This window comes from Pseudomonas sp. AC229, from assembly GCF_979254655.1.
Map to the genome: position 1 here is coordinate 49,026 of NZ_CEEDHK010000003.1, position 26,610 is coordinate 75,635.

Sequence of the window (26,610 nt, forward strand, 5' to 3'; positions counted from 1 at the left end):
CGCGGTTTCGGACTTTTCCCCTCGCCCGCTTGCGGGAGAGGGTGCCCGAAGGGCGGGAGAGGGGCTTTTAGCTGAGACCGAGTCCGCCGCTGCCCTCACCCCCAGCCCCTCTCCCGCAAGCGGGCGAGGGGTGCAAAACCGTTGAGTTTGTTACCTCGACGCCATCCAAATAAACAACCCCGCCTGAAACACACAAAACGCCACTAAACACGCGATGGTGAACCGCTGGGTGCCTTCTTCGCGGCGCAGGCTGTCGATGCGCTGTTGTTGTTTGAGCAATTTGACGTCCTGCTCGCGCAGGCTGTGGTCGGCGTGTTCGAGCATGGCCGCCGCGTCCATCAGCTCGATGCTTTGCACTTTTTCCTTGTTCCAATCGCCGCGCAGGGAGCTCACGCGCGACGCGGAGTAGGTGGCTTTGGCTTGCTGGGCGTCGGCGTAGTCAATGTCGAAGCCTTGGGCCTTGAGAAAGTGGTCGCGACGCAAGCGGGCATCTTCGCTAAGCACGTCTTTTATCCCCAGCGCGCCGCCTTCCACGGTGTAGTGCGCGCAACGCTGTTGAGCCCAGGCGATGCCTTGGGCCAGCAGGAACCGGCCAAGGCCTCGGTTGATCGGTTCCAGGCGCATGCCTTTGTCCGGGCCGAAGCGCACTTCTTTACGCCGGTGGTCAATCCACACCTCCAGCACGTTGTCGCCCTTGCGGGTCATGATGCCGGGCAGGTTGATGGTCAGGCGCAGGAAACTCAGGTCGGCGCTATGGCGGGCCAGCCGCCCCAGTTGCACAAAGCGCAACGGGCGGCTGCCGGTGTAGCGGTCGGCGGGCAGGGGCGCCAAGCGCAGCAGGCGCAACTGGTCGTCGGGCAGGGCATTCCACGGGTGCGGAAGTGCCTCATTGACTTCGCTGACGGCGGTTTCTTCGGAGGACGTTTCCTCGGAAAGCGGCGCGGGTTGTTCGATGTCGGTGTCTGCCATGCGCGTGGTCCAAAGCCGTGGTTGCGGTACGCAGAAGCGTACTCGTCTGGGTTTCTATCGGCTATGGCGTGCGCCGCTTGAGGCTGGCGCAGTGCTACTAGTGAACGGCGAGCACGAAGTCGACCAAGCGGCTGGTCAGCTCGCGGGCCAGCGGCAGCTTTGGGTTGTTGTAGGACGCCAATTGCGCCTTCGGCTCGTTGGCGACGATGCGCAGCACATGGTTCATGCCCGCGATCACCACCAACTGCGCGTCCGGCTTGGCCGCCTTCAGGGCGTCGGCATCTTTCACTTCAACCTGCATGTCATGGCTGCCCTGCACGATCAGCGCCGGCATGGTCAGCCGCGCGAAGGCGCCGGCCGGGTCTTGCTGGAACAGTGAAATCAGGTACGGCTGCACGCTGGGGCGAAACAGCACCTGCAGCGCGTCGGGCACGTGGGGCACCCGTTCGCCGGCTTTGAGTTGGTCGATGGTCCACAGGCTTTGCGGCAGCAAGGCGGCGGGCTGGCGTTCGCGCAGTTGCTCTTTGATCACCTGATCGATGGGCCGCCCGGTGCCGGCAATCGACACCAGCGCATCAGCGCCGGCCTTAGGCGCGGCAAGGGTGGCAATCAGCGCACCTTCGCTATGGCCGATCAGCGTCAGGGTGGAAAAGCGTGGGTCTTGGCGAAGCTTGCTGCTCCAGCCCACCGCGTCTTGCACATATTTGTCGACACTTAGGTCGCGCTCATCCGGCGTAGCGGGGCGGCTGGCGGCGATGCCGCGTTTGTCGTAGCGCAGGCTGGCGATGCCGTTCTGCGCCAGGTTCTGCGCCAGCAGTTTTAGGCTGTCGTTATTGCCGCCTTCGGGGTTATTGCCGTTACGGTCGGTGGGTCCGGAGCCGGCAATCAGCAGCACAACGGGCACCGGCACGTCGGTTTTGGGCAGCAGCAAGGTGCCGTGCAGTTGGCCTTCGGCGGTGTCCAGCGTCAGCGGCCGTTGCAATACGGTGAACGATTGCGCCTGGCTCACGGCAGGCATCAGCAGGAACAGCAGCAGGGCAAGCGCGCGCGGCATAGGAGGGCTACATAGCGGGAGGTAGGCGTTTGGACGCAGCAGATGGAATAAGGTTCGAGGATGAACTGGTCCCGTGGCGCGGGTATACTCCTCGGCGCTTATTTTGGCTGATTTCGCGGAGCGCCCCTGCATGTCCGGCAACACCTACGGCAAGCTGTTCACTGTCACCACCGCTGGCGAAAGCCATGGCCCGGCCCTGGTTGCCATCGTTGACGGCTGCCCGCCCGGCCTGGCGCTTAGCGAAGCAGACCTGCAAATCGACCTCGACCGCCGCAAGCCCGGCACCAGCCGCCACACCACGCAGCGCCAGGAAGCCGACGAAGTTGAAATCGTCTCCGGCGTCTTCGAGGGCAAAACCACCGGCACGCCGATTGGCCTGTTGATCCGCAACACCGACCAGAAGTCCAAAGACTACTCGGCGATCAAAGACCTGTTCCGCCCGGCTCACGCCGATTACACCTACCACCACAAATACGGCGTACGCGACTACCGTGGCGGCGGCCGCAGCTCGGCGCGCGAAACCGCCATGCGCGTAGCAGCCGGCGCCATTGCCAAGAAAGTGCTGGCCGGTTTTGGCATTCAGGTGCGCGGTTACATGAGCCAACTCGGCCCCATCGAGATTCCGTTTCAAACCTGGGACAGCGTCGAAGACAACGCCTTCTTCTGCCCCAACCCCAGCAAAGTGCCGGAGCTGGAAGCCTATATGGACCAGCTGCGCCGTGATCAGGATTCGGTCGGCGCGAAAATCACCGTGGTTGCCGATGGCGTGATGCCTGGCCTGGGCGAGCCGATTTTCGACCGCCTGGATGCTGACCTGGCCCACGCGCTGATGAGCATCAATGCGGTGAAAGGCGTGGAAATCGGCGCCGGTTTCGCCTGTGTCGCCCAGCGCGGCACCGAGCACCGCGACGAGCTGACGCCGGAAGGTTTCCTCAGCAATAACGCCGGCGGCATTCTCGGTGGCATTTCTTCGGGCCAGCCAATCGTCGCGCACCTGGCGCTCAAACCCACCTCCAGCATCACCACGCCGGGCCGCTCGGTGGACGTCGCCGGCCAGCCGCAAGACGTCATCACCAAGGGCCGTCACGACCCATGCGTGGGCATTCGTGCCACGCCGATTGCTGAAGCGATGGTGGCCATCGTGTTGCTCGACCACCTGCTGCGTAACCGCGGTCAGAACGCCGACGTACACGTCAGCACCCCGGTGCTGGGCCAGCTGTGATTTCGCCTGTTGCCTTGGCGCCCGGTCTGGGCGCACTGGGCGTGGCGGGCTAGGCGTGATGGCCAGCCCACTGCCGTACTGGCGGTTATCCAGTTTCTACTTCTGCTACTTCGCCCTGCTTGGGGCCACCGCGCCGTTTCTAGCGCTGTACTTTCATCACTTGGGCTTCTCTGCGGCGCGCATCGGCGAGCTGGTGGCCATTCCCATGCTGATGCGCTGTGTGGCGCCAAATTTATGGGGCTGGATTGGTGACCGTACCGGTAAGCGTCTGGCCATCGTGCGCTTCGGCGCCGCCGCGACCTTGCTGTGTTTCAGCCTGATCTTCATCAGCAAAAGCTACGCCTGGCTGGCGCTGATCATGGCGCTGCACGCCTTCTTCTGGCACGCCGTGCTGCCGCAATTCGAAGTCATCACCCTGGCGCATTTGCGTGAGCAAGCGGCGCGCTATAGCCAGGTTCGGCTGTGGGGCAGCATCGGTTTTATTGTGTGTGTGGCGGCGCTGGGCAAGCTGTTCGAATGGCTGAGCCTGGATATTTATCCGTGGGCGCTGGTGGCCATCATGGCGGGGATCGTCGTCAGCAGTTACTGGGTGCCGAACGCGCAACCCTACGCGCGCGACAATCAGCTCAATGTCGGCGGTTTTCTCGCCCAACTGCGCCAGCCGGGCGTGTTGGCGTTTTACCTGTGCATCGGCCTGATGCAACTCAGCCATGGCCCGTATTACACCTTTCTCACCTTGCACCTCGAAGCGTTGGGGTATGCCCGTGGGTTTATCGGCCAGCTCTGGGCCTTGGGCGTGGTCGCCGAGGTGCTGATGTTTCTGGTGATGGTGCGCATTCTTCAGCGCTTCAGCTTGCGCCAGGTACTAACGGCCAGCTTCCTGTTGGCCGCCTTGCGCTGGCTGCTGTTGGGCAATTTTGCTGAGCACTTGCCTGTGCTGGTGCTGGCTCAGGTGCTGCACGCCGCCACGTTTGGCAGCTTTCACGCGGCGGCCATTCATTTCGTGCAGCGCAGCTTTGACGCCAATCAACAAGGCCAGGGCCAGGCGCTCTATGCCGCGCTGGCGGGAATCGGCGGCGCGTGCGGGGCGCTGTATTCGGGCTATAGCTGGAACAGCCTGGGCCCGGCGTGGACGTTTGCCCTCGCCAGTGTTGCGGCCACGGCGGCCGCCGTTATCATTGCGCTGCGTCTGCCAAGCGACAACGCCCGCGACGGCGCACAGCCACACACCGCATTGGAAGAGGAGCGGGCATGAGCCGGCAACAATTGGCCGACGAGATTATCGCGGCAGGACGTTTTTTATATGGTCGCGGTTGGTCGCCGGCCACCAGCAGCAACTACTCGGCGCGGCTCTCGGCCACCGAAGCGCTGCTCACGGTTTCGGGCAAGCACAAAGGCCAGCTAGGCCCAGACGATGTGCTGGCCACCGATCTGCACGGTAACTCGCTGGAACCCGGCAAAAAGCCCTCCGCCGAAACCTTGTTGCACACCCAGCTGTACCAATGGCGCGCCGATATTGGCGCGGTGCTGCACACCCATTCGGTCAACGCCACGGTGCTATCGCGCGCCACGCGCGCCAGCGAGCTGGTGTTCGAAGATTACGAGCTGCAAAAAGCCTTCAGTGGCATCACCACCCATGAATCGTGCGTGCGCGTGCCGATTTTCGACAACGACCAAGACATCGCCCGCCTGGCCGCCAAGGTTCAGCCCTGGCTCGAACAGCACCCCGACTGTGTCGGCTACCTGATTCGCGGCCACGGCCTGTACACCTGGGGCGCGCGCATGAGCGATGCCCTGCGCCAGATCGAAGCCTTCGAGTTCCTGTTCGAGTGCGAGCTGAAAATGCGCGCGCTCGGCCTCACGTCTACAGAGAGAACCGCGCCATGAGCAGCCTCAGTGTGTTTTCCGTCGCCACGCCGGACATCCCCAATAAAGTGCTCAACCACCTCGAAGACATCGCCAGCACCCTGGCGGCGGTCGGTGTGCGTTTCGAGCGCTGGCAAGCCGTGGCGCCGATCAAGCCGGGCGCCAGCCAGGACGACGTGATCGCCGCCTATAAGCCGCAAATCGACGCGCTGATGAACGAGCGCGGCTACGTCACCGTTGACGTCATCAGCCTCAACGCCGACCACCCGCAAAAAGCCGAGCTGCGCGCCAAGTTCCTCGACGAACACCAGCACGCTGAAGATGAAGTGCGCTTTTTCGTTGCCGGGCGCGGTTTGTTCACCCTGCACATCGATGACTACGTGTACGCCGTGCTTTGCGAAAAGAACGACCTCATCTCCGTGCCAGCCGGCACGCGGCACTGGTTCGACATGGGCGAGCACCCGCATTTCATCGCCATTCGCTTGTTCAACAACCCTGAGGGGTGGGTGGCGAATTTCACCGGCGAAGATATCGCCAGCCGGTTTCCGCGGTTGGAAGACTGACTGTCATTCACCTGATCCCAAACCCCTTCCACCGTCATCCCCGCGTGCGCGAGGATGACGGATGTTTTGTTGTAGATGTTTGATTCGAATTCGAAAGGACCCCCATCCCATGCCCATCAAAGCCATCCTCACCGACATCGAAGGCACCACCAGCGCGGTGAGTTTTGTCTTTGATGTGCTGTTCCCCTTCGCCGCCGAGCACTTGCCGGAGTTCGTTTTACTCAACGCCCAGCAACCGCAAGTGGCCGAGCAACTAAACGCGGTGCGCGAGCAAAGCGGCGAGCCGCAGGCCGATGTGGTGCGCGTGATCGACATTCTTTTGCAGTGGATCGCCGAAGACCGCAAGGCCACGCCGCTCAAGGCGCTGCAAGGCATGGTCTGGGCCGAAGGCTACAAAGCCGGCCTGCTCAAAGGTCATGTGTATCCCGATGCGGTTGAAGCCTTGAAGCGCTGGAAAGAGGAGGGCTACGCGCTGTACGTGTACTCATCCGGCTCGATTCAGGCGCAGCAGTTGATTTTCGGCTGTTCGGTCGCGGGCGATTTGTCGCCGCTGTTTTCCGGCTACTTCGACACCACCTCGGGGCCCAAGCGCGAGGCGCAGTCCTACCGCACCATCGTCGCCAGCATTGGCGTGCCAGCGCATGAAGTGCTGTTTCTGTCTGACATCGTTGAAGAGCTGGACGCGGCCCAGGCGGCCGGTTTGCAAACCTGCGGCCTGGCGCGTGAAGGCGGCGAATTGCGCGGGCATCAGACGCTGGCCAGCTTCGCGCTGATCGACCTCAACGCCTACTAACCGGCGCCGCCGCGACAAAGGCGGAACCTCGTCGCCCTCGCCAGGCTCTTTAGAGAACACCTGTCGCGACGGGAAACGCCATGTTTCTGGACTTCGATTACTACGCCTACCGCTACTGGTTTTTCGCCGCCCTGGCGTTGCTGGTCGCGCTGCACGTCTGGGCCGGCTACAACGTGGTGAAAAGCCCGTTGGCCCGGCAACTGAAAGTGCTGTGGATCAGCCTGCTGGTGCTGTTTCCACTGCTCGGTTTTTTCAATTGGTATGTCATGGGGCCGCGCGCCGCGGTGGCGCGCCGGCCCTAAGCGCGAGCGCAATCACAGTGATGGCACAAATCCTGAACCTAACCTGCGGCCGACTATCCTAGAAGAGCAATCCCACTAAGGAGTATCACCATGGGTTCTGGTTTTAACGGCCTGATCGGCCTGATCATTCTCGCGCTGGATATCTGGGCAATCATTAACGTGCTGAAAAGCGGCGCCGAGACCGGCATGAAAGTGCTGTGGGTGCTGTTGATCGTGCTGCTGCCGGTGCTGGGCCTGATTATTTGGGCGATCGCCGGGCCGCGCGGCAACGTGCGCATCTGACGCTGCATGCGCTACAGCAGCCAGGCACCCTCCAGTTGCAACAGCAACTGTTTGCGCTCCAGGCCACCGGCATAACCGGTGAGGGTGCCATTGCTGCCGATCACACGGTGGCAGGGAATGACCACGGCAATCGGGTTGGCGCCATTGGCGGCGCCCACCGCACGCACGGCTGACGGGCGTTCGATGCGCTGCGCCAGATCGGCATAACTGCAGGTGCGCCCGAACGGAATCGCCTGCAACGCCGTCCATACTTCCTGCTGAAACGGCGTGCCCAGCGGCGCCACGCGCAGCTGGAATTGCTGACGTCGACCGGCGAAATAGTCGTCCAACTGCCGACACACCTCATCCAGTTCCGCATCAGCGGCCTGCCAGTTTTCATTCAGTTCCCACGGCTGCGCGCCGTCCATGTGCAACAAGCGCAAGCCTTGCTCATCGCCGGCAATTAGCAGCGGACCGATGGGGCTGTCGTGGTAGCGGTAGTGCATCGGTCATTCCTCCGGTTCGGCGTAGCTTTGCCACAGGTACATGGCGGCGTAGGCGCGCCACGGTCGCCAGGCTTCGGCCTGGGCGGTGAGGGCGGGCGCGGTGATGCCGGCGCTGCCCCAGAGTTTGGCTTTGAGCAGCCCCAGGTCGCTGGCGGGAAAGGCATCCGCTACGCCAAAGGCCCGCAAGGCGATGTACTGCGCCGTCCATGGGCCGATGCCGGGCAGGGCGCGCAGGCGTTCGATCAAATCGTCGACGCCGTCATCGGCATGCAGCGCCAGGCGGCCATCACACACCGCGCGGGCGAAACCCTGCAACGTGGCGACCCGCTTGCCGGGCATGCCGATGCCCGCCAGGTCCGCCTCGGCGATGGCCTGTGGCGTGGGGAACAGGCGGTTCGGGCCGTCTGCTGGCGCGTCGGTCAGCTCGTCGCCCAGGCGTTTGACCAGACGGCCGACGATGGTCACCGCTGCTTTTACCGTCACCTGCTGGCCGACAATGGCGCGCACCGCTTGCTCGAACGGATCGAACGCGGTGGGAATGCGCAGCCCCGGGTAGCGCGCGACCAACGCTGCCAGTTGGGCATCCTGGCTCAGGTGGTGGGCGATCAGCGTTGTGTCCGTGTCCAGATCGAACATGCGCTGCACCCGCGCGCTGAGCAGGGGCGTTAAGGACGCGGCGGATGGGCTCACGGTCAGCTCAAGCGCGCCGTGTTCTGGCACATGGCGCAGCGCAAACCAGCCGCAAACATCGCCGACCCGAACGGTGCGCATGTAACCATCGGCGCTCACCCGCTCCATATCCGGCAGGCAGCGCAGGGCAAAGTAGGCGTGGAACTGCTGCCAATTCCACGGTGGCACATAAGGCAGGAGCAGGGGAGCGGTTGCTGTGTTCATGGCGATTACGATAGCGACTTGGCGGCGCGCCTGTCTCTCCCGTTCTTGCTGTTGAATTCGCTGCCGGGGCGGCTGCGAGAGAGGTTCGACCTGTCATGGCCGGCCACGTAGAATGCGCCGCTTGCCTGGAGCCGACGCGCTCCAGCCCCGATTTTTTCCGCGCCCGTTCAAGGCGCGGCGCAGAGGAGCAACGCCATGAGCGACTATCAGGAAACCCTCTACGAAGGCTACGGCCAACGTTTTCGCATGGACAAACTGCTGCACGAAGTGCGCACCGAGCATCAGCATCTGGTGATTTTCGAGAACCCGCGCATGGGCCGGGTCATGGCCCTGGACGGCGTGATTCAGACCACCGAAGCCGACGAATTCATCTACCACGAGATGCTCACCCATGTGCCGATCCTGGCCCACGGCGCCGCGCGCCGGGTGCTGATCATTGGCGGGGGCGACGGCGGCATGCTGCGCGAAGTGAGCAAACACCGCAGCGTCGAGCACATCACCATGGTCGAGATCGACGGCACGGTGGTGGACATGTGCAAAGAGTTTTTGCCTCGCCACTCCAATGGCGCCTATGACGATCCACGCTTGAACCTGGTGATCGATGACGGCATGCGCTTCGTTGCCACCACCACGGAAAAATTCGACGTGATCATTTCCGACTCCACCGACCCGATCGGCCCGGGCGAAGTGCTGTTCTCGGAAAACTTCTACCAAGCCTGCCGCCGCTGCCTGAACGAGGGCGGCATTCTGGTGACCCAGAACGGCACGCCCTTTATGCAGCTCGATGGCGTGCAAAACACGGCCGGGCGCATGAACGGCCTGTTCGCCGACTGGCATTTCTACACAGCGGCCGTGCCCACCTATATTGGCGGCGCCATGACCTTCGCCTGGGGCGCAACGCAACCGGGCCTGCGCGACCTGCCGCTGGACACCCTGCGCCAGCGCTTCGCCGCCAGTGCAATTGTGACCCGCTATTACAACCCCGACGTGCACCTGGGCGCCTTCGCCCTGCCGCAATACGTGCTGGAAGCCATCGGCAAGGCCGATAACGCCTGATCTTGCGCTGAACCCTGTAGGAGCGGCGTTAGCCGCGATGCGGTTAATGGCCAAAAAGCATCGCGGCTAAAGCCGCTCCTACAGGACCTCATCAGGCCGTTTCTAAACGAAATTTTCACATTCACTCGCTGAATATTCGCGGCTTCGCTTCTGGTGGGGCGGCGGAGTATTCTTCGTCACCCTTTTTTTCATGCACGTCTAACCAGTGAGTTTCGGACACATGGCACGATCGGACGCTCTGAGCAGTTCTTCCGTTTCTACGCGCGGCCCCTTTACGCTGAAAAGCCATTTGCTTTTCACCTTTTCCAGCGCCTTTGCGCTGTTGGTGATGTACACGCTGCTGCGCGTGGCGCTGCTGATATACAACCGCGAGCTGATCGGTCAGGACACCGTGGCGACCTTCGCCGAAGCCTTTTTCAACGGCATGCGCTTTGACCTGCGGGTGATTGTTTACGCCTGTGCGCCGTTGCTGATCGCGATCCTGATTCCGGCCGCCATGGCCCGTCGAGGCTGGATGCGCGTGTGGCTGACGTTCTTCGCCAGCGTCACGCTGTTCCTCGGCCTGACAGAGCTGGACTTCTACCGCGAGTTTCACCAGCGCCTGAACAGCCTGGTATTCCAATACTTCCAGGAAGACCCGAAAACCGTACTGAGCATGCTCTGGAACGGTTTCCCGGTTGGCCGCTATCTGCTGGCGTGGGCCGTGGCGACCTGGCTGTTGTGGAAGCTGTTCAAGGGCCTGGACCTGCTGAGCCGTCCCCGTGGCACCTCCACTTTGGCGGTTGGCACGGCGCAAAGCCGCACCTCGTGGCCGCTGCGCGGTGTGGCGTTCGTGTTGTGCCTGGTGCTCGCCGTACTGGCCGCCCGTGGCACCTTGAAGCAAGGCCCGCCGCTGCGCTGGGGCGACGCCTATACCACCGAGTCGATGTTCGCCAACCAACTGGGCCTCAACGGCACCTTGACCTTGGTGTCTGCGGCCTCGGCCAGTTTCTCGTCTCATCGTCAGAACGCCTGGAAATCCACCATGGCGGACGGCGATGCGCAGGAAATCGTGCGCAAAATGATCCTTACGCCCCACGACGTATTGGTCGATGCCGACAAGGCCGCGATCCGTCGTGACTTCACGCCGCCGGCCGATGGCACCTTGCCGGGTGTGAAAAACGTGGTGGTGATTCTGATGGAAAGCTTTGCCGGCCACTTCGTTGGCGCCTTGGGCAGCCCACTGAACATCACGCCGGAATTCGACAAGCTGGCCAAAGAGGGCGTGTTGTTTGACCGCTTCTTCTCCAACGGTACCCACACGCACCAGGGCATGTTCGCCACCATGGCGTGCTTCCCCAACCTGCCAAGCTTCGAGTATTTGATGCGCATGCCCGAGGGCAACCACAAATTCTCCGGTTTGCCGCAACTGCTCGATGCCCGCGACTTCGACAACCTGTACGTCTACAACGGCAACTTCCAGTGGGACAACCAGTCCGGATTCTTCAGCAACCAGGGCATGACCAACTTCATCGGCCGCGAAGACTTCGTCGACCCGGTGTTTATGGACCCGACCTGGGGCGTGTCCGACCAGGACATGTTCGACCGCGGCGCCAAAGAGCTGGCCACCAATTTTGGCCAGAAGCCGTTCTATGCGCTGCTGCAAACCCTGTCCAACCACACGCCGTACGCGTTGCCGGCCAACTTGCCGGTTGAACGGGTGAACACGGGCAGCAGCTCGGACGAGCACCTGACCGCCATGCGTTATTCGGATTGGGCGTTGGGCCAGTTCTTCGAAAAAGCGCGCAAGGCGCCGTACTTCAAAGACACCCTGTTTGTGATTGTTGGCGACCACGGTTTCGGCAGCGACGAACAACTGACCGAGATGGACCTGTTCCGCTTCAACGTGCCGCTGCTGCTGATCGGCCCAGGCATTCAGGAAAAATTCGGTCCGCTGCGCCACACCGTTGGCACCCAGATCGACATCGTGCCGACCATCATGGGTCGCCTCGGTGGTCAGGTTCGTCACCAATGCTGGGGCCGCGACCTGCTGACCCTGCCCGAAGGCGACCACGGCATCGGCGTGATCAAACCCTCGGGCGGCGAGCAGACCGTGGCTATCGTCACGCCCGAGCGCATCCTGATCCAACCCAAAGGCTTCGAGCCGCGCCTGTACGACTACCAGCTCGGCGCCAAAGCCAGCGCCACCCGCGTGCCGGGCGACATCGATCCTGAGCTGAAAAAGCAGCTGGAAGCCTTCCTGCAAACCGCCACCAAGAGCCTGCTGGACAACACCGCCGGGGTCGTGGACGGGATGCCGGACAAAGACCCGGATTGATCGCAAGTAGTTAATCCCCAGGCCAGGCCCAATCGCGGCTAAAGCCGCTCCCACAGAACTCAACCGTCCTGTGGGAGCGGCTTCAGCCGCGATGTTTTTTGCGCGATGCAATACCTGGTCGCGCCAGGCAAATCACCAAATCCTAGGCAAAAAAATAGGCGCCTTAAATGGCGCCCGGAGAATCAAACGATGCATAAGGTCTGAACAACGCCACCCGGCAAAGTTCAACCGTGCGTGGGCTTCAAACCTGTTTTCACGTTCTACCAACCAAAAGAAAGGGCACCCGAAGGTGCCCTAAAAAGATCTATGGAGTAAGTCCACTTTCTCTGAGTCAGCGGCTGTACGAATAGTTCCGCCAGCCCCGACGAAAGTTCTTCACTTGCCCGGCGTAAGCATCAGCCGTTTGGTGCCGTACACCTTGTCCAGATTCTGCGACTGGAACGGGAAGGTCATGTAGCGGCCCTTCAGCCACGCGTCGATGCCATCGGCATAGTGCGGGCTGGCGGGATTGCCCGATTGCCCGGTGCTGTTAAGGCCCATCATCGGCTCCGGCTGGGAGAAGTCGACGACGATGCGCATGGCCGGAATCAGCCAGGTATCGAAGTCTTTGCCCCAGTGGTACGCCGCCGCGTTCAGGGTGGTGTGGTCGCCGCCAGCCGCGTACGGACCACGGTCCAGATAACCCTTGATGGCATTCACCCCGGTGGCGTCGCTGCCGCTCATGTACTTGGCCATTTGCGTGGAGTCGGTGGCGAAGGTGTAGCTGTGCAGCTTGCCCCACTGCCAGGCCGCGCGGTCGGCGCCCAGTTTGCTTTCACACAGGGTGACGGCCGCCGCCAAGCTGCGCGCGAGGATGGTGGGTTTGTCTTCTTTTTGCGGCGTCTTCACGTCGTCCCAGAACGGGCTGTCTTCGCGGCCGAGCAAATGGTCGGCGGGGGCGGAGTAGGAGAGGTCGGTGGTATCGACCAGCGCCTTCCAGGCAGCGTTCGTGTCCGGGCCGAGCTCGTCGAGAAAAGTCTGGCGCATGCTTTCTTGCAGGAACGCTTCGTACAGCGCTGCGTCCGCCGAGGTCGCGCGCAAGTTGCCGTCGAACGCCATCAGGCGACTATAGGCTTCACGGGCTTTGGCGCGGTCGGCAGCGGGCAGGGCGTCGATGGCTTTTTTCAGTGGCTGGGCCATGCCCGGCGCTTCGAACATGCCTTGCAGCTTGGCCACGAACGGCGAGGTTTGGTCGTACTGCATGGCGATCATGCTTTTCGCGTCGTGCTTGCCGCTGCCGGCCAACTGGGCGATGCGCTCGCCACGTTCCGGGTAGTACCAGGAATTGGACAACTGCATGCCGTAGCCACGGGGAATGGTGCGTTGGTTGGCGGTGCCCAGCCAGCCTTGCGCGGGGTCCTGATCGTAGGGGTGCAGCATCGGGTCGGCATACCCGTCCCAGTCGTACTGACCATTCCAGCCAGGCGAGGGCAGCAGGCCCACACCGGCACGGCGGTTGGGGTAACGGCCGGTGACTTGCCAGCCAATATGCTGCGCGTCGGCAAACACCAAGTTCAGCGGGATGGCGCGAATCTCACGCGTGGCGTCGAAGGCTTGGTCCACCGACTGCGCGCGCGACAGGTTGAAGAACGCATCCAGGGTTTTGTCGCCATCAAGCGATGCGCTTTGCAGCGCCAGGCCGTAACCGCTGCTGATTTGCAGTGGCTGCAACATATGTTTGCGCTCGCCTAGCACGCTGTTGAGCAGCGGGCCGTGGCGGGTTTCATAAATGGCTTCGCGCACCGGGCGCTGGCCTTTGATAAAGAAGGTTTCCTGGCGCACCTTGGCGGCCACCCACTTGCCGTCGGCCTCGTACAGCACCTGGCTGCCCTGGCGTTTGATCTTCTCCAGGAACAGGTCCTGGTTGTCGCCCATGACCATGGTCATGCCCCACGCCAGCTTGCCGTTGAAGCCAGCGACCACGGCGGGTACACCGGCAATCGAGACGCCAGCGGCCTGGAATTTCGGCGAGCGGATTTGCACGTAGTTCCACGCCGAGGGCATGGAAATCGGCAGGTGGGTGTCATTGGCCAACAGGCTCTTGCCGCCTCGGCTGCGCTGCGGCGCGATGGCCCAGTTGTTGGACGCGGCAACGCCGAGCATATCCAGCCCGGCAATTTGTTCGGTTACCTTGCCGAGCGCGCCCAAGCCCTGAATCTGCCCGCTGAGCACCAAGCCCTTGAGCTTGTCGGCTTCCTCGAACGGCAGCGGTTCGTCGGGGTAGGTGGGCGTCAGCCAGGCGAGCTTGTCGCTGCCGACTTTCTGCGCCAGCGCCAGGGAGGCGATTTCTTCCTGCAGGTTTACCGACAAGCCGAAGTTCATCAGGCAGAAAATCAGCGCCGAATCTTCCGGCTTCCAATACGCCGGTTTCACCCCGGACTCGGCCAAGTCCATTGGCAGTTTGTTCTGGTAGCGGTACAGGTACGCGTTGACGCCGCGGGCGTAGACCTCGAAGAACTTCTTCATGCGCGGCGAGGCGTTTTTGTACAGCACCTCCGCGCTTTGCTTGAGGTTCACCGCGCGCATGAAGCGGTCGATTTCCAGCGCGCCCGGTCCGACCATTTCCGACAAACGTCCTTCGGCCATCAGCCGCATGCCCACCATCTGGCTCAGACGATCCCCGGCGTGCACATAGCCGAGGGCGAAGAGGGCGTCGTGGAAGGTGGTGGTTTCAATCAGCGGCATGCCCATGGCGTTGCGCCGGATCGACACGCTTTGCGCCAACCCTTTAACCGGCTGGATGCCGGTGGTGGGCGGCAGGCTGTCGGCGTAGTGGCTGTCGAGCCAACTCTGACACCCGCTGAGACTCACGGCGCCCACCAGGGCGGCGGCAGCTGTGAGACGCGTGAAGAATGGCGACGCCATGGTGTGAAGCTCCTGCAAGAATCAATAAAAAACGGCAGGCGCTACGTTAGTGAGGCGCCCGCCGCCGCGCAAGCGACCACGGGCGTTGGGCGGGCGTTATTTTTTCGGCTGCGGGTTGATGCGTTCGGCCAGGGCATAGGCCCGCACGGTTGCCGGCCGCGCCTTGATGGCGTTGAACCAGCGTTGCAGATTGGGGAAGTCGTCGAGGTTCTGCTGCTGGCGCTCATGGGGCACGATCCACGGGTAGCTGATCATGTCGGCAATGGTGTACGCGTCGCCGCAAATAAAGGTACGGCCTTCCAACTGCTTGTTCAGCACGCCATACAGCCGCGCGGTTTCATCCACATAGCGTTTCATCGCGTAGGGGATTTTTTCCGGCGCGAACATATTGAAGTGATGATTTTGCCCAGCCATCGGCCCCAGGCCGCCCATTTGCCAGAACACCCACTGCAGGCACTCCTGACGCCCGCGCAAATCGGCGGGAATAAACGCGCCGGTTTTCTCGGCCAGGTACAACAAAATCGCCCCCGACTCAAAAACCGACAGCGGCTCACCGCCGTCAGCGGGTTCGTCATCGACGATGGCGGGAATGCGGTTGTTGGGGGAAATTTTCAAAAAGTCCGGCGCGAACTGCTCGTTCTTCCCGATGTTGATCGGATGCACCTTATAAGGCAGCCCGGCCTCTTCCAAAAACAGCGAAATCTTGTGGCCGTTGGGCGTGGTCCAGTAATACAGATCGATCATCGGAAAGCTCCGTTAAGACGTGTAGTTAACTGACTGAAGGGAAGCGGGGAAGGTTCAGCACACAGCGCAGCGGCTGTGTTTTGCGTTTGCAGGGGATCGCGGCTGAAGCCGCTCCTACAAAATCATTTCCCCTGCCCTTGATCTTCAACAGGGACCGAAGCTCAAGATCGAGCGAGCTAGGTCTGGCAAGGCAAAAAAACGTTTTGAAGCGCAGTGGGCTGGAGCCCATGAGCATTTAAAACGTTTTTTTAACGCAGCCAGGCCGACGCGCAGCCGATCGGTTACTTACACCCCGTGGCACTTTTTGAATTTTTTCGTGCTCCCGCACGGGCACGGATCATTACGACCCACATCCTTCAACGCATTGCGCACCGGCTCCTGGTGCCCATGGTTGCAGTCCGGGCCATGCACGTGGCCGTGGTCGTGGTGATGATGGTCGTGATCATGATCGTGGTTGCAGTCAGGACCGTGGACGTGAGGTTCTTGGCTCATTGCAGGCTTACTCCGGAATAAAATCGCCGGGAATTATCTCGCCATTTCGTTCCAGGTGCACGCTCGCGCCGAACAACACGCCGGTTTCGGCCACGCCGTAGAAGCGGTAGCGGATCGGCTGGTCGTGTTTTTCCAGCATTTTTGCGATGGGCTTGAGGTTGCGCCAGAGGTTGGTGCGCAGCGGAATCTTGATGCGCCGGTGGCCGTTGGCCGGCACGGTGGCCCACACGTCAGACTCGCCGTCGGCCAGTTTGATGTCGTTGAGGTACAGGCTGAAGGTCATGCCACGAATGGGCAGGTCGCGGTCGTTGGGATTGTCGAGGCGCAAGTGCAGCAGAAATTCCTGCTCAACCAGTTTGGCTTTGATCACATCGACTTTTTGCAGCTGTACCGTGGGGTCTTGCAGGTCGCCGGCGAACCACGAGCAGCCGCCCAAGCCCGAAGCCAGGCTAAGCAAAAAAATGATGGCGATGTGTGTGCTGCGGATGGCGCGCTGCCGCATGGCGAACTCCCTAGTTGCCCGAGTGTGTCGCAAGCCGCAGGTTCCGGGCAACGTGTTGTTTATATAAAAAAATCTACGCCATACTTGATCGCGTGTGAAACGCGGACCCGCCTCGGACAGGCCGCCTCGGAAAGGAGTGTGACGATGAGCCGCTACGAGATTGCTTTCTCTGGACAACTGGTGCCAGGCGCCCAGTTGGACCTGGTGAAAGCCAATATGGCCAAGCTGTTCCAGGCCGATGCCCAGCGCATTGCCTTGCTGTTTTCCGGGCGCCGCCTGGTGATCAAGAACAACCTCGACGAAGCCGCCGCAGAAAAATACCGGGCTACCATCGAGCGTGCTGGTGCGGTGGTCGAGGTCTGCAACATGGACGTCGAAATCGAAGAAGTGGAAATGGCGCCGCCGCCGCCCTATGAGCCGCCAGCGCCAGCGCCAGCGCCCGCACCGGTCGCCGCCGCCAGCAGCACGGGCACGCCGAAACCTTTAGTCGTCGCCCCGCGTGACGAATACATGGCCGCGTTCAGCGACGTGGAGGCACCCGACTTCGGCATCGCGCCCGTCGGTGTCGATTTACAAGATCAGAAGCCAGAACCGGTGGCGCCGAAAGTAGACCTCAGCCAATTCAGCCTGGCGCCAGCGGGCAGCGATATGGGCCAGGCGAAAACCGCCCCGGCCGGGCCGCCGCCAGATATATCGCATTTGAAGTTGCAGGAATAAAAGCATCGAGGCTGAAGCCTCTCCCACATGAAATCGTCGCCCCTGTGGGAGAGGCTTCAGCCTCGATGGGTTGATCGTTACCTGCATCTGTTCAAACAAAACCCGCGCAACACTTCTTGAACTTCAAGCCACCGCCACACGGACACGGATCATTGCGCGTCGCCTTCAACGGCACCGTGCTGTCGATGAAGTACCAACGGCCGTCGTTCTGCACGAACCCTGATCGTTCCCGGTGCGCATGTTCGCCAGCGCCGTCGTGCCAGCGCGCGGTGAAGGTGACAAAGGCGTGCTCGGGTTTGCCACCGTGCACTTCGGCACTTTCCACTTCCAAGCCCAACCAGGTGCTTTGCGCGCTCCACACGTGCATGGCTTCGGTGTCGAGCGCGGCCTGTTGGGCGGGCAGGGTGGTGCTTTTGAGGTAGTCGATGCGGCCCAGCACATAGGCGCTGTAGCGCGAGCGCATGAGGGTTTCGGCGCTCGGTGCTGGCGTGCCGTCGTGGTAATGGCCGCAGCAGGCACTGAGCAAATTGCCGCTGCCGCAGGGGCAGGCGGTGTCGGGGGCTTGTGTTGTTGGCGAAGCAGGCATGAACGCTACCACCAGTACTTTCCAAAATTTTCCGGATTGGCCCAAAACTTCGCGTTGAGCCAGTCCGGCACCTGTTTGTACTCACGCAAGTCGTAGGTGAACAGGGTGAGAATCTGGGCGTCGCGCTGGAAGCGTTCGCTGGCTTGCAGGGCCAGCGCGAACAGATCGGTGTCGTGCAACCCGCAAGCGGGCAGGTCGACCAAAACGGCCAGGCGACTGGCATTGAGATTGCGAATGCCGCCCAGCAGTTCCAGGCCGGTGCGTTTGGGCAGGTGTTCCAGGCAGTCGGCAATCAACGCCAGGTCGAAGCGTTGCGCGGCCAATTCGGCAGGCAGCGGGCCCGCCGGGGCGAACGCGCACACGCTGTCAGGGTGGGCCTGTTGGAACGCTTGCACGGCGGGAAAATCGTTGGCACCGACTACCAGCAAACGGGCTGGCGCGTAGCGGTCCAGCAGGGCGGCAACAGCCTGTTGCGGGGTGCGCGCAGAAAAGCTTTCAGTCATCGAAAATCCTCGAACATGAGCGACAAGCCTAGCTTGCTGCAGCGATATGGCCTAGTGCTGGCGAATTCTAAAAGTGCCGTCTTTACTCCCTGAGTGTCGGTTTACGCCGATCCCATGAGGAGACTGTGCATATGAGCATTAAACGGACTGCAGTACCCCTGATTCTGTTGAGTACGTTGCTGACCGGCTGTGCCGGTTTACAGAAAACCGATTGGCCAACCTGTGCAGCGGTTGGTGGTGTAGGTGGAGCCGCGTTGGGCGCCATTGAAAGTTCGTCCTGGGCAGGCTGGGGCGCGTTAGGTGGTGCGGCGTTGGCCGCCGGTTATTGCTGGAGCCATGGCGACGGCGATGAAGACGGCGACGGCGTCCCAGACAGCCGCGACAAGTGCCCAGGCACGCCGCCGAACACGCGAGTGGATGCCAATGGCTGCCCACCGCCAGCGGTCGTCGAGGAAGTAGTTGAGAAAGTGGTAGTGGTTGAAGACGAAGTGATCGTAGTGCGCGATGTGCTGTTCGAGTTCGACTCGGCCAAGCTCACCGCCACCGACAAAACCAAACTCGACACCATCGCCACGCGCCTGAAAAGCGAAGCCCCGAACGCCAAGCTGACCGTCAGCGGGCACACCGACAGTGTCGGTTCGGATGCCTACAACCAGAAACTTTCCGAGCGCCGCGCGCAATCGGTGGCGGATTATCTGGTGGCCAATGGCGTGTCGCCTAACAACGTCGTAGACGTAGTAGGCGCCGGTGAAAGCATGCCCGTAGCGGACAACAAAACCGACGCGGGCCGTCAGTTGAACCGTCGCGTGGAAATCAAGATTCACCGCTAAACCCGTCGCTACCGTGTCCTGCCCTGCAGGGCACGGTAGGCGGACGTTCACCTTATCCAAGGCATTGTTCAGGTCAGAACAGGCCAAACGGCAATGGCGCAATAAATAATGCCAACCCTATTGCGCGGGGCTGGTCTTTACTTCTGGAGCCGGCACCCGCCGGCGACTCAGGAGACTAAAAAAAATGCCAACCCTATCCTTTCGGGTCACGGTACCCCTTCTTCTCTTGGTCAGCAGTGTTCTGTCTGGTTGCTCGTCGACTTCAAGTAACGGAGACGCCCCGCTTAACCAGGGAAATTGGCCCATTTGCACCGTGTTTGGTTTGATTTGCTATGCCTTGGATGGAGACGACGATTCAGACGGCGTACATGACCGTCGCGACGTCTGCGCCGACACCCCCGCCAACACCCCGGTAAACAATAGTGGCTGCCCACTGCCGCAATACCCCGCGGCAACCCCGGCACCGCCACCAGAACCAGCCCCCGAGCCCGCCAAGAACGAAACCATCGTACTGAGCGACGCCGGTGACGTGCTGTTTGCCTTCGACTCGGCCGAGCTGAGCGAAAGCGCGAAACACTCCCTGATGGAAATCAGCAAGCGCCTAACGGGTGCCAACCTGGTGAGTGTGCAGGTGGCCGGCCATACCGACAGCAAAGGCAGCGATGCGTACAACCAAAGCCTGTCGGAACGGCGCGCACAAAGCGTGGCCAACTTCCTGACGGCGCAAGGTATACCGGCGCAGAAACTGTCGATTGTCGGCTACGGCGAAAGCCAGCCGGTGGCGGATAACGCAAGTGACGAAGGCCGCGCACAGAACCGCCGCGTGGAGTTGCACGTCAGCCGCTAAGGCCGTTGCGTGCACCGAGAAGTAAAAAACGGAGGCCTGGTGCCTCCGTTTTTTTGCGCCGGTTTTTCATCGGTACGCTAGTGTCAGTCGCCCGCATGCGGTTAAGGTGCGCGACGAGAAAAAATAACAAGGGGACGGTGCAATGAAGGTGTTTTTGCAGGTGGGCAAGACCGCAGTGGCGGTATTTTGGTTGCTGGTGCTGGCCAACCTTGTGAGCCCGCTGAACAAACCTATGGACGTCTTGCTCAATGTGCTCGGCGGCGTGGTGCTACTGGCGCACGTAGTAGAGCTGGCCATCTTTGGCAATCGCTTGCGTGGCCTCGACAACCTCACCTCGCACCGTATCCAGGTGCTGCTGTTTGGCATCTTTCACCTCTACGGCGTCGCTCATCCGGAACCGGCCGCCGCGCTCGAACAGCCGGAGCCCGTGGCTGTTCCGGCTATTGAAGAACCGGGCAAAGCGGAGGTGGAACATGCATAAGCGTCTTCTCGCCGTCAGCGTACTGCCCCTGGTTTTACTCAGCGCCTTGGCCCAGGCCGACGTGGAAGTAAACGTTGCGCCCCACTCCCTGCTGCGTTTGCCGACCGCCACCAGCATTTTGGCTCTCGACCGACTCGACATCGCCGAGTCGGCCACCTTGTTCGTGCCACCCACCGTTAGCGAAATTCGTGTTGGCCACCTGCACATGGGCCGCGATGCGCACATCTCGGTTGCCCCAAGCGCTGAATCGTTTCGCCTGGAAGCGCGACATGCCGAGCTGGAAACCGGCAGCCACATCAGCGGCCGAGGCGCCAGCGGCAGTTTTGAAAAACCCGCCACGCCAGGCCGCAACCTGACCATTCGCCTGGAACAGGCCACCATTGGTGCGCTGACCATCGACGTGCGCGGCGGCATCGGTAGGCCGGGTTATCAAGGCCTGGAAGGCGCCGACGGCAAGCGGGGCGGTTGCATGTGGGGCCAGGCCGGGCGCGGTTACGACGGCCAGAACGGCGGCGATGGCCTGGCCGGCGCACCCGGCGGCCAGGTGCGCCTGGAAGTGCCGGCCAGCTTTGCCGAAAGCGCAGTGACCGTGAAGGTTGACGGTGGCCTGGGCGGCGCGGCGGGCGAAGCAGGCAAAGGCGGCAAGGGCGGGGCGTCGAAAGGCTGCCTGGTGTATCGCGCCGATGGCGCAGAACCAGGTCGCCCAGGCCAGCCGGGCCAGCCGGGCAGCGATGGGCCAGCGGGTAGTTTCAGTCTGATTCGTATCCAGTAAAACCCATCGCGAAAACCCATCGCGGCTAAAGCCGCTAGAACCTTTGGAAGCGGCTGGGCGGCATTCCGATTAGCCGCGATGCTTTTAAAAGCTCGCCCGCGTAGCCGCCACCGTCACCACCACAATCCCGATCAACAAGTTCAACCCCACCAACCGCCGGATCTTGCCGAGCACCTCGCCACCGGCCGGCCAGTCTTCAGCGGCCACCGCGCGCTTGAGCGCCGGAAGCTGCAGCGCCTGCACGCGGATAAACAACGCCAGCATCGCCAGGTACAAGCCCATCATCACCTGCACGTATTTAGGCGCCGTCTCAAAACCGCCAAAATGCAGCTGTAGCATGCCCACGCCGCTGATCGGTAATAGCAACACGCACAGCCAGACGAATAGAAAGAAACGGGGAAACACCGCGCTCCACAAGCGCAGCCGCGCCGGAGCTTCCAGTGCGCTGACGGCGGCCGGGCGCAGCACCATCCAGGCGAAGAACATGCCGCCTACCCAAACAACGGCAGCCAGAACATGCAGGGCGTAGAGCAGGGCATAAACAGTCATTCACAATCTCCGGTCGGCGGTTGGCAAAACGCGCGCTATCATAGCCCGCCAGTTTGACCACTGAAAATTTATCCAGCTCGCTTATCTCGCAGAACCCGCCATTGCTCAGTACTGAAATCAAGTCCCAGATCCAGGGCGCCTACTCCCGCTTTCTCGAAGCCAAAGGGCTCAAGCCTCGCTACGGCCAGCGTTTGATGATCGCCGAGATCGCCAAGGTATTAGGCACCATCAAGGTTGACGACGAAGGCCGGCGCAGCAGCGACGCCGCCGTGGTGGCGGTCGAGGCGGGCACCGGTACGGGTAAAACTGTGGCCTACAGCCTGGCCACCATTCCCCTGGCCAAAGCCGCCGGCAAACGCCTGGTCATCGCCACCGCGACCGTTGCCTTGCAAGAGCAGATCGTGTTCAAAGATCTGCCCGAGGTGATGCGCAACAGCGGCCTCAGTTTCACCTTTGCCTTGGCCAAGGGCCGGGGCCGCTACCTGTGTCTGTCCAAGCTCGACATCCTGATGCAGGAAGGCGAGTCGCAAAACGCCACCGCCGCGTTGTTTGCCGAAGAAGGCTTCAAGATCGAGGTCGACCAGGGCAACCAGAAGCTCTACACGCAAATGGTCGAAAAGCTCGCCGGCAACAAATGGGACGGCGATCGCGACAGCTGGTCCGAGGCATTGGAAGACGCCGACTGGGCGCGCCTGACCACCGATCACAGCCAATGCACGAATCGCCATTGTCCGAACTTTCAGACGTGCGCCTTCTACAAGGCTCGCGAGGGCATGGGCAAAGTCGACGTTATCGTCACCAACCACGACATGGTCCTGGCCGACCTGGCCCTCGGCGGCGGCGCCGTGCTGCCTGATCCTCGCGACACGCTGTACGTCTTCGACGAAGGCCATCACCTGCCCGACAAAGCCATCGGCCACTTCGCCCATTACACCCGTCTGCGTTCCACGGCAGATTGGCTGGAGCTGACGGCGAAGAATCTGACCAAGCTGCTGGCGCAAAACCCGCTGCCGGGTGACCTCGGTCGCCTGATCGAGCAGGTGCCGATTCTGGCCCGCGAGATTCGCACCCAGCAGCAATTCATGTTCAACGCCTGCGAACAATTGGCCGACTTCAAGGCCGGCGAAGACATGGAAGGCCGCGAGCGTCCGCGTCACCGCTTTGAAGGCGGCGTGGTGCCGGAGCATTTGACTGAGATGGGCGTGGAGCTGAAGAAAGGCTTCTCGCGCCTGACCGACCTGTTTACCGGCCTCACCGAGTTGCTGAAAAAGTCCATGGACGGCGAAGCGTCCATCGGCATCGCCAGTCATCAGGCCGAAGAGTGGTATCCGCTGTTTGGCAGCCTGCTGGCCCGCGCCCAGGGCAACTGGGAATTGTGGCTGGCCTTTACCGCCGAAGACCCGGAGAACAGCCCGCCCATGGCGCGTTGGCTGACCCTGGCCGAAGGCGGCGCGATGTTCGACATCGAAGTAAACGCCAGCCCGATCCTGGCCGCTGAAACCCTGCGGCGCAATTTGTGGAACGTCGCTTACGGCGCGCTGGTGACTTCCGCGACGCTGACGGCGCTGGGCACCTTCGACCGTTTTCGTATGCGTGCCGGCCTGCCGAAAGCGGCGGTGACGGCGGTGGTGCCGAGCCCGTTCCAGCACGCCGATGCCGGTGTGTTGCGCGTGCCCGATTTGAAGGCCGATCCGCGCGATGCCGCTGCCCACACGGCGGCGATCATCCGCGAGCTGCCGGGCTTGGTCGAAGGGTCGCGCGGCACGCTGGTGCTGTTCTCGTCACGCAAACAGATGCAGGACGTGTTCGACGGCCTGGACCGCGACTGGCGCAAGCGCGTGTTCATTCAGGGCAACCTGTCCAAGCAAGAAACCCTGAACAAGCACAAAGCGCGTGTCGACGACGGCGAAGCCAGCGTGTTGTTCGGGCTGGCCAGTTTTGCTGAAGGAGTCGACTTGCCCGGGGCCTATTGCGAGCACGTGGTGATCGCCAAAATTCCCTTCGCCGTGCCCGATGACCCGGTGGAAGCCGCACTCGCCGAGTGGATCGAAGCCCGCGGCGGTAACCCGTTTATGGAAATTGCCGTGCCCGATGCTTCACTGCGTTTGGTGCAAGCGTGCGGTCGTCTACTGCGCACCGAGGCGGATCGCGGCACTATTACGCTTTTGGATCGACGCGTTGTAACTCAACGCTATGGCAAGGCGATTCTTAACGCCTTGCCACCGTTTCGCCGAGAAATTTCATAAGACAGCATCAATTCTAAAGTCCGCTGTCTATTGGCTGGTTGTTCAGGAGAGCCCGTCACATGATCCGCCGTTCACTGCCCGGTATTTTCGCCTTGATGGTTACCGCGCCCCCGCTGGCGCTGGCCGCCGAGCAACAGACGCTATTCAATTTCGTCAGCCCCGCCGATGTGGTGCAGGTGCAGACCCAGAACGCCAACTTGCCCTCGCTGACCGCTGAACTGGCGGCCGAAAGCGAGCCGATGCGGCGGGTGACGTTCAATCCCGCCGACAACCCCAATCTGCGCCTGACTCCGCAAAGCGGCGTGTGGGATTGGTCCGAAGCCAATGTCATGACCCTGCGGATTCAGAACGCCATGGATTGGGCGCTGACCCTCGACATCCGCATGGAAAGCAGCGACGGCAAGGTGCTCACCAGCCGCGTTGCCCTGCCAGCCGGCCCGGCGCAGAACCTGTTGATTCCGTTGCACGCCACCTCGCCGCGTAGCCAAGGCATGCGGGCTGCGCCAGCGATGCCGTGGACCGTGGACGGCCAGCGGGTGATTCTGGCCGACACCGTTGAAGGTGATCTGGACCTGAGCAAGGTCACCGCCGTGGGCATTTATATGAGCCGTCCGGACGTGCCGCAAAGCATTCTGCTCGGCCGCTTCGGCGTACGCGAAGGCGACGAAACCGCCAAGCAGTTGTACACCGGCATCGTCGACGCCTATGGCCAATACACCCGTGGCCAGTGGCCGGAAAAAGTCGGCAGTGACGAGCAGCTCAAAGCCGCGGCGGCCAAAGAAACCGCGCAGCTGAAAAGCTGGCTGGAAAAACGCGGCGAAACCGACCAGTACGGCGGCTTGCTCGGCGGGCCGACCTTTGAAGCGTCGGGCTTCTTCCGCACGGAAAAACGCGATGGCCGCTGGTTTATGGTCACGCCCGAAGGCCACCCGTTCTATTCGCTCGGCGTGAATACCGTCAGCGCCGGCAACAGCGCGACGTATGTCGAAGGTCGCGAAAGCATGTTCACCGACCTGCCCAAAGAGGGCGATCCGCTGGCCGCTTACTACGGCGGCAGCAGCAGCCGTGCTGACACCGGCGCCGCCAAAGGTCGCAATTTCGACCAGGGCCGTTGGTTCGATTTCTACCGCGCCAACCTGCAACGTACCTGGCCGCAGCAGAAATGCGCCGAGCTTGCCGACAAGAGCACCGCGCAAGTGGTGAACGACGAAGAAAGCGAAGTGCCTGCCGACGTTGAAGCGAACGCGGCGAATACCACCAATACCGCCGAAACCGCCGCCGTAGCGCCAGTGGCTCCGCCGGTGGTTGCGCCGCCCGCAGCGCCTGCGGTGGCCGAAGAAATATGCGTGACCAAAAGCTTCGACACCGCGCGCTGGACCCAGAACACCCTGGACCGCCTGCAAGCGTGGGGCTTCAACACCGTCGGCAACTGGAGCGATCCATCGCTGGCGGCTGCCAAGCGCATGCCGTACACCTTGCCGCTGTCGATCAGCGGCGATTACAAAACCATCAGCACCGGCGTGGATTGGTGGGGCGGCATGCCTGACCCGTTCGACCCACGCTTCGCCATGGCGGCCGAGCGCGCGGTGGCCATCGCCACCCGTGACCATCGTGATGATCCGTGGCTAATCGGTTTCTTTGCCGACAACGAACTGGCCTGGGCCGGCCCGGCCAACGACCCGAACGCCCGCTACGCCCTGGCCTACGGCACCCTGAACCTGACCACCGACGTGCCGGCCAAGCGCGCGTTCCTGAAAATGCTGCGCGACAAGTACCGCAACCAGGACGGCCTCTCGAAAGCGTGGGGTATCGAACTGCCGGCGTGGGAATTGATGGAAGACCCAGGTTTCCAGGCGCCACGTCCGAATCCGGAGCACCCGGCGATCGAGCAGGACATGCAGCAGTTCCAGCGCCTGTTCGCCGACACCTACTTCAAGACCATCGACGATGCCTTGAACTGGCATGCGCCGAACCACCTGCTGCTGGGCGGTCGTTTCGCCGCCAGCAACCCGGAAGCCGTCGCCGCGTGCGCGCAGTATTGCGACGTGCTGAGCTTCAACTTCTACACCCAGGTGCCGCAGCACGGGTACGACTTCGCCGCGCTCAAAGCCTTGGATAAACCGATTCTGGTCACCGAGTTCCACTTCGGTTCGCGCGACCGTGGCCCGTTCTGGGGTGGCGTCAGCGAGGTGTACAACGAAGAGCAGCGCGGCCCGGCCTACGCCCATTTCGTTGAGGAAGCCGTGAAGGAACCGATGATTGTCGGCACCCACCTGTTCCAATACCTCGACCAACCGGTTACCGGCCGCCTGCTGGACGGCGAAAACGGCCACTTCGGTCTGGTGGCAATCACCGACCGGCCGTTTGAGGGCTTCGTTAAAGCTGTTCGCAAAGCCAACATCGAAGCGCTCAAGGGCGTGCTGAAACCGGTAGCCGTGGCCGCGCCAGCCGAACCCGCCGCGCCGGTTCCCGCCAAACCTGAGGGCGGCGCCAAAGCCAGCGACGGTAAAGGCGTGGGCAACGGCAAGGCGGAGGACGGCAAAGCCAGCCCGGCTGGCGCTGCTGGTCAAGGCTGAGGCATAGCCCGATTTTCGGATGGTTTCCTGCATGGGCGGGCGTTTGCACACTGAGCGG

The 26,610-nt window shown here is 62.1% G+C and carries 27 protein-coding genes; 16 read left to right on the forward strand and 11 right to left on the reverse strand.

Annotated features, from left to right (window positions below):
* Window positions 1-150 precede the first annotated feature (150 nt).
* Both AC0IW7_RS05080 and AC0IW7_RS05085 read right to left on the reverse strand, forming a co-directional pair.
* Window positions 151-969, reverse strand: a complete 819-nt coding sequence (locus AC0IW7_RS05080; protein ID WP_471816195.1) for a hypothetical protein — start codon at window positions 967-969, stop codon at window positions 151-153.
* A 97-nt stretch (window positions 970-1,066) separates the two neighbouring features.
* Window positions 1,067-2,023 carry an alpha/beta hydrolase gene (locus tag AC0IW7_RS05085; RefSeq protein WP_471816197.1) on the reverse strand — a complete coding sequence of 319 codons (957 nt, stop codon included), beginning with the start codon at window positions 2,021-2,023 and terminating at the stop codon, window positions 1,067-1,069.
* Between the two features lie 130 nt (window positions 2,024-2,153).
* Here AC0IW7_RS05085 and aroC point away from each other — a divergent pair, with 130 nt between their 5' ends.
* From aroC to AC0IW7_RS05120, 7 genes are all read left to right on the forward strand, one after another.
* A complete protein-coding gene (gene aroC / locus AC0IW7_RS05090) occupies window positions 2,154-3,245 on the forward strand; it encodes a chorismate synthase (RefSeq protein WP_471816199.1) in 1,092 nt (363 codons plus the stop codon).
* A gap of 58 nt (window positions 3,246-3,303) precedes the next feature.
* On the forward strand, window positions 3,304-4,500 hold the full coding sequence (locus tag AC0IW7_RS05095) for an MFS transporter (protein ID WP_471816200.1): 1,197 nt from the start codon (window positions 3,304-3,306) through the stop codon (window positions 4,498-4,500).
* Window positions 4,497-5,132 carry a methylthioribulose 1-phosphate dehydratase gene (locus AC0IW7_RS05100; RefSeq protein WP_471816202.1) on the forward strand — a complete coding sequence of 212 codons (636 nt, stop codon included), beginning with the start codon at window positions 4,497-4,499 and terminating at the stop codon, window positions 5,130-5,132. The genes AC0IW7_RS05095 and AC0IW7_RS05100 overlap by 4 nt, the downstream gene beginning before the upstream one ends.
* Window positions 5,129-5,674, forward strand: a complete 546-nt coding sequence (locus tag AC0IW7_RS05105) for a 1,2-dihydroxy-3-keto-5-methylthiopentene dioxygenase (protein WP_471816204.1) — start codon at window positions 5,129-5,131, stop codon at window positions 5,672-5,674. The genes AC0IW7_RS05100 and AC0IW7_RS05105 overlap by 4 nt, the downstream gene beginning before the upstream one ends.
* 109 nt (window positions 5,675-5,783) lie before the next feature.
* Window positions 5,784-6,467 (forward strand): acireductone synthase, encoded by a 684-nt coding sequence (gene mtnC / locus AC0IW7_RS05110; protein ID WP_471816205.1) that lies wholly within the window; start codon window positions 5,784-5,786, stop codon window positions 6,465-6,467.
* Between the two features lie 80 nt (window positions 6,468-6,547).
* Entirely contained in the window at window positions 6,548-6,769 is a 222-nt protein-coding gene (locus AC0IW7_RS05115) for a hypothetical protein (RefSeq protein ID WP_471816207.1), read from the forward strand.
* A gap of 90 nt (window positions 6,770-6,859) precedes the next feature.
* Window positions 6,860-7,051, forward strand: a complete 192-nt coding sequence (locus tag AC0IW7_RS05120) for a PLDc N-terminal domain-containing protein (protein WP_122451337.1) — start codon at window positions 6,860-6,862, stop codon at window positions 7,049-7,051.
* Window positions 7,052-7,062: 11 nt separating this feature from the next.
* Here the strand turns inward: AC0IW7_RS05120 and AC0IW7_RS05125 are convergent, their stop codons facing one another.
* Window positions 7,063-7,536 carry a methylated-DNA--[protein]-cysteine S-methyltransferase gene (locus AC0IW7_RS05125; RefSeq protein ID WP_463382184.1) on the reverse strand — a complete coding sequence of 158 codons (474 nt, stop codon included), beginning with the start codon at window positions 7,534-7,536 and terminating at the stop codon, window positions 7,063-7,065.
* 3 nt (window positions 7,537-7,539) lie between these two features.
* A complete protein-coding gene (locus AC0IW7_RS05130) occupies window positions 7,540-8,430 on the reverse strand; it encodes a DNA-3-methyladenine glycosylase family protein (RefSeq protein ID WP_471816209.1) in 891 nt (296 codons plus the stop codon).
* A 195-nt stretch (window positions 8,431-8,625) separates the two neighbouring features.
* On the opposite strand from AC0IW7_RS05130, the gene speE reads away from it, so the two are divergent.
* Window positions 8,626-9,486 carry a polyamine aminopropyltransferase gene (gene speE, locus AC0IW7_RS05135; protein WP_463551801.1) on the forward strand — a complete coding sequence of 287 codons (861 nt, stop codon included), beginning with the start codon at window positions 8,626-8,628 and terminating at the stop codon, window positions 9,484-9,486.
* A gap of 220 nt (window positions 9,487-9,706) precedes the next feature.
* Entirely contained in the window at window positions 9,707-11,803 is a 2,097-nt protein-coding gene (locus AC0IW7_RS05140; RefSeq protein ID WP_471816211.1) for an LTA synthase family protein, read from the forward strand.
* A gap of 375 nt (window positions 11,804-12,178) precedes the next feature.
* Here AC0IW7_RS05140 and AC0IW7_RS05145 read toward each other — a convergent pair whose 3' ends face one another.
* The 4 genes from AC0IW7_RS05145 to AC0IW7_RS05160 form a co-directional block, all read right to left on the reverse strand.
* On the reverse strand, window positions 12,179-14,707 hold the full coding sequence (locus AC0IW7_RS05145) for a penicillin acylase family protein (protein WP_471816213.1): 2,529 nt from the start codon (window positions 14,705-14,707) through the stop codon (window positions 12,179-12,181).
* Window positions 14,708-14,803: 96 nt separating this feature from the next.
* Entirely contained in the window at window positions 14,804-15,451 is a 648-nt protein-coding gene (locus AC0IW7_RS05150; protein WP_471816215.1) for a glutathione binding-like protein, read from the reverse strand.
* A 285-nt stretch (window positions 15,452-15,736) separates the two neighbouring features.
* Window positions 15,737-15,943, reverse strand: a complete 207-nt coding sequence (locus AC0IW7_RS05155) for an SEC-C metal-binding domain-containing protein (RefSeq protein ID WP_471816217.1) — start codon at window positions 15,941-15,943, stop codon at window positions 15,737-15,739.
* A 7-nt stretch (window positions 15,944-15,950) separates the two neighbouring features.
* Window positions 15,951-16,445, reverse strand: a complete 495-nt coding sequence (locus AC0IW7_RS05160; RefSeq protein WP_122496747.1) for an LEA type 2 family protein — start codon at window positions 16,443-16,445, stop codon at window positions 15,951-15,953.
* Window positions 16,446-16,589: 144 nt separating this feature from the next.
* Between AC0IW7_RS05160 and AC0IW7_RS05165 the strand changes: the two genes are divergently transcribed.
* Window positions 16,590-17,162: a hypothetical protein gene (locus AC0IW7_RS05165; protein WP_471816219.1), complete on the forward strand. Its 573-nt coding sequence runs from the start codon at window positions 16,590-16,592 to the stop codon at window positions 17,160-17,162.
* A 91-nt stretch (window positions 17,163-17,253) separates the two neighbouring features.
* Here AC0IW7_RS05165 and AC0IW7_RS05170 read toward each other — a convergent pair whose 3' ends face one another.
* Window positions 17,254-17,748: a YchJ family protein gene (locus AC0IW7_RS05170; RefSeq protein WP_471816221.1), complete on the reverse strand. Its 495-nt coding sequence runs from the start codon at window positions 17,746-17,748 to the stop codon at window positions 17,254-17,256.
* A 5-nt stretch (window positions 17,749-17,753) separates the two neighbouring features.
* The gene (locus tag AC0IW7_RS05175) at window positions 17,754-18,251 is read right to left on the reverse strand and encodes a DUF6231 family protein (protein ID WP_471816223.1); all 498 of its coding nucleotides are present in this window, start codon (window positions 18,249-18,251) and stop codon (window positions 17,754-17,756) included.
* Window positions 18,252-18,382: 131 nt separating this feature from the next.
* Between AC0IW7_RS05175 and AC0IW7_RS05180 the strand changes: the two genes are divergently transcribed.
* The 4 genes from AC0IW7_RS05180 to AC0IW7_RS05195 all read left to right on the forward strand — a co-directional run bounded on the left by AC0IW7_RS05180 (window position 18,383) and on the right by AC0IW7_RS05195 (window position 21,181).
* The gene (locus AC0IW7_RS05180) at window positions 18,383-19,081 is read left to right on the forward strand and encodes a PA1041 family peptidoglycan-binding anchor lipoprotein (RefSeq protein WP_471816224.1); all 699 of its coding nucleotides are present in this window, start codon (window positions 18,383-18,385) and stop codon (window positions 19,079-19,081) included.
* A gap of 184 nt (window positions 19,082-19,265) precedes the next feature.
* On the forward strand, window positions 19,266-19,928 hold the full coding sequence (locus tag AC0IW7_RS05185) for an OmpA family protein (RefSeq protein ID WP_463541611.1): 663 nt from the start codon (window positions 19,266-19,268) through the stop codon (window positions 19,926-19,928).
* Window positions 19,929-20,070: 142 nt separating this feature from the next.
* The gene (locus tag AC0IW7_RS05190; RefSeq protein ID WP_471816226.1) at window positions 20,071-20,409 is read left to right on the forward strand and encodes a DUF1145 domain-containing protein; all 339 of its coding nucleotides are present in this window, start codon (window positions 20,071-20,073) and stop codon (window positions 20,407-20,409) included.
* Complete coding sequence (locus AC0IW7_RS05195) at window positions 20,402-21,181, forward strand: collagen-like protein (protein ID WP_471816228.1); 780 nt, start codon at window positions 20,402-20,404, stop codon at window positions 21,179-21,181. Before AC0IW7_RS05190 ends, AC0IW7_RS05195 begins: the two co-directional genes overlap by 8 nt.
* Window positions 21,182-21,265: 84 nt before the next feature.
* Here AC0IW7_RS05195 and AC0IW7_RS05200 read toward each other — a convergent pair whose 3' ends face one another.
* Window positions 21,266-21,730: a DUF2269 family protein gene (locus tag AC0IW7_RS05200; protein ID WP_463551809.1), complete on the reverse strand. Its 465-nt coding sequence runs from the start codon at window positions 21,728-21,730 to the stop codon at window positions 21,266-21,268.
* Window positions 21,731-21,831: 101 nt separating this feature from the next.
* On the opposite strand from AC0IW7_RS05200, the gene dinG reads away from it, so the two are divergent.
* Window positions 21,832-23,976, forward strand: a complete 2,145-nt coding sequence (gene dinG / locus AC0IW7_RS05205) for an ATP-dependent DNA helicase DinG (protein ID WP_122496763.1) — start codon at window positions 21,832-21,834, stop codon at window positions 23,974-23,976.
* A 59-nt stretch (window positions 23,977-24,035) separates the two neighbouring features.
* The gene (locus tag AC0IW7_RS05210; protein ID WP_471816230.1) at window positions 24,036-26,552 is read left to right on the forward strand and encodes a beta-agarase; all 2,517 of its coding nucleotides are present in this window, start codon (window positions 24,036-24,038) and stop codon (window positions 26,550-26,552) included.
* Window positions 26,553-26,610: the final 58 nt, after the last annotated feature.

Excerpts from the sequence above, each read along its gene's own strand:
- AC0IW7_RS05080 (WP_471816195.1), bottom strand. The coding sequence starts at position 969 with ATGGCAGACACCGACATCGAACAACCCGCGCCGCTTTCCGAGGAAACG.
- AC0IW7_RS05085 (WP_471816197.1), bottom strand. The coding sequence starts at position 2,023 with ATGCCGCGCGCGCTTGCCCTGCTGCTGTTCCTGCTGATGCCTGCCGTG.
- aroC (WP_471816199.1), top strand. The coding sequence starts at position 2,154 with ATGTCCGGCAACACCTACGGCAAGCTGTTCACTGTCACCACCGCTGGC.
- AC0IW7_RS05095 (WP_471816200.1), top strand. The coding sequence starts at position 3,304 with ATGGCCAGCCCACTGCCGTACTGGCGGTTATCCAGTTTCTACTTCTGC.
- AC0IW7_RS05100 (WP_471816202.1), top strand. The coding sequence starts at position 4,497 with ATGAGCCGGCAACAATTGGCCGACGAGATTATCGCGGCAGGACGTTTT.
- AC0IW7_RS05105 (WP_471816204.1), top strand. The coding sequence starts at position 5,129 with ATGAGCAGCCTCAGTGTGTTTTCCGTCGCCACGCCGGACATCCCCAAT.
- mtnC (WP_471816205.1), top strand. The coding sequence starts at position 5,784 with ATGCCCATCAAAGCCATCCTCACCGACATCGAAGGCACCACCAGCGCG.
- AC0IW7_RS05115 (WP_471816207.1), top strand. The coding sequence starts at position 6,548 with ATGTTTCTGGACTTCGATTACTACGCCTACCGCTACTGGTTTTTCGCC.
- AC0IW7_RS05120 (WP_122451337.1), top strand. The coding sequence starts at position 6,860 with ATGGGTTCTGGTTTTAACGGCCTGATCGGCCTGATCATTCTCGCGCTG.
- AC0IW7_RS05125 (WP_463382184.1), bottom strand. The coding sequence starts at position 7,536 with ATGCACTACCGCTACCACGACAGCCCCATCGGTCCGCTGCTAATTGCC.
- AC0IW7_RS05130 (WP_471816209.1), bottom strand. The coding sequence starts at position 8,430 with ATGAACACAGCAACCGCTCCCCTGCTCCTGCCTTATGTGCCACCGTGG.
- speE (WP_463551801.1), top strand. The coding sequence starts at position 8,626 with ATGAGCGACTATCAGGAAACCCTCTACGAAGGCTACGGCCAACGTTTT.
- AC0IW7_RS05140 (WP_471816211.1), top strand. The coding sequence starts at position 9,707 with ATGGCACGATCGGACGCTCTGAGCAGTTCTTCCGTTTCTACGCGCGGC.
- AC0IW7_RS05145 (WP_471816213.1), bottom strand. The coding sequence starts at position 14,707 with ATGGCGTCGCCATTCTTCACGCGTCTCACAGCTGCCGCCGCCCTGGTG.
- AC0IW7_RS05150 (WP_471816215.1), bottom strand. The coding sequence starts at position 15,451 with ATGATCGATCTGTATTACTGGACCACGCCCAACGGCCACAAGATTTCG.
- AC0IW7_RS05155 (WP_471816217.1), bottom strand. The coding sequence starts at position 15,943 with ATGAGCCAAGAACCTCACGTCCACGGTCCTGACTGCAACCACGATCAT.
- AC0IW7_RS05160 (WP_122496747.1), bottom strand. The coding sequence starts at position 16,445 with ATGCGGCAGCGCGCCATCCGCAGCACACACATCGCCATCATTTTTTTG.
- AC0IW7_RS05165 (WP_471816219.1), top strand. The coding sequence starts at position 16,590 with ATGAGCCGCTACGAGATTGCTTTCTCTGGACAACTGGTGCCAGGCGCC.
- AC0IW7_RS05170 (WP_471816221.1), bottom strand. The coding sequence starts at position 17,748 with ATGCCTGCTTCGCCAACAACACAAGCCCCCGACACCGCCTGCCCCTGC.
- AC0IW7_RS05175 (WP_471816223.1), bottom strand. The coding sequence starts at position 18,251 with ATGACTGAAAGCTTTTCTGCGCGCACCCCGCAACAGGCTGTTGCCGCC.
- AC0IW7_RS05180 (WP_471816224.1), top strand. The coding sequence starts at position 18,383 with ATGAGCATTAAACGGACTGCAGTACCCCTGATTCTGTTGAGTACGTTG.
- AC0IW7_RS05185 (WP_463541611.1), top strand. The coding sequence starts at position 19,266 with ATGCCAACCCTATCCTTTCGGGTCACGGTACCCCTTCTTCTCTTGGTC.
- AC0IW7_RS05190 (WP_471816226.1), top strand. The coding sequence starts at position 20,071 with ATGAAGGTGTTTTTGCAGGTGGGCAAGACCGCAGTGGCGGTATTTTGG.
- AC0IW7_RS05195 (WP_471816228.1), top strand. The coding sequence starts at position 20,402 with ATGCATAAGCGTCTTCTCGCCGTCAGCGTACTGCCCCTGGTTTTACTC.
- AC0IW7_RS05200 (WP_463551809.1), bottom strand. The coding sequence starts at position 21,730 with ATGACTGTTTATGCCCTGCTCTACGCCCTGCATGTTCTGGCTGCCGTT.
- AC0IW7_RS05210 (WP_471816230.1), top strand. The coding sequence starts at position 24,036 with ATGATCCGCCGTTCACTGCCCGGTATTTTCGCCTTGATGGTTACCGCG.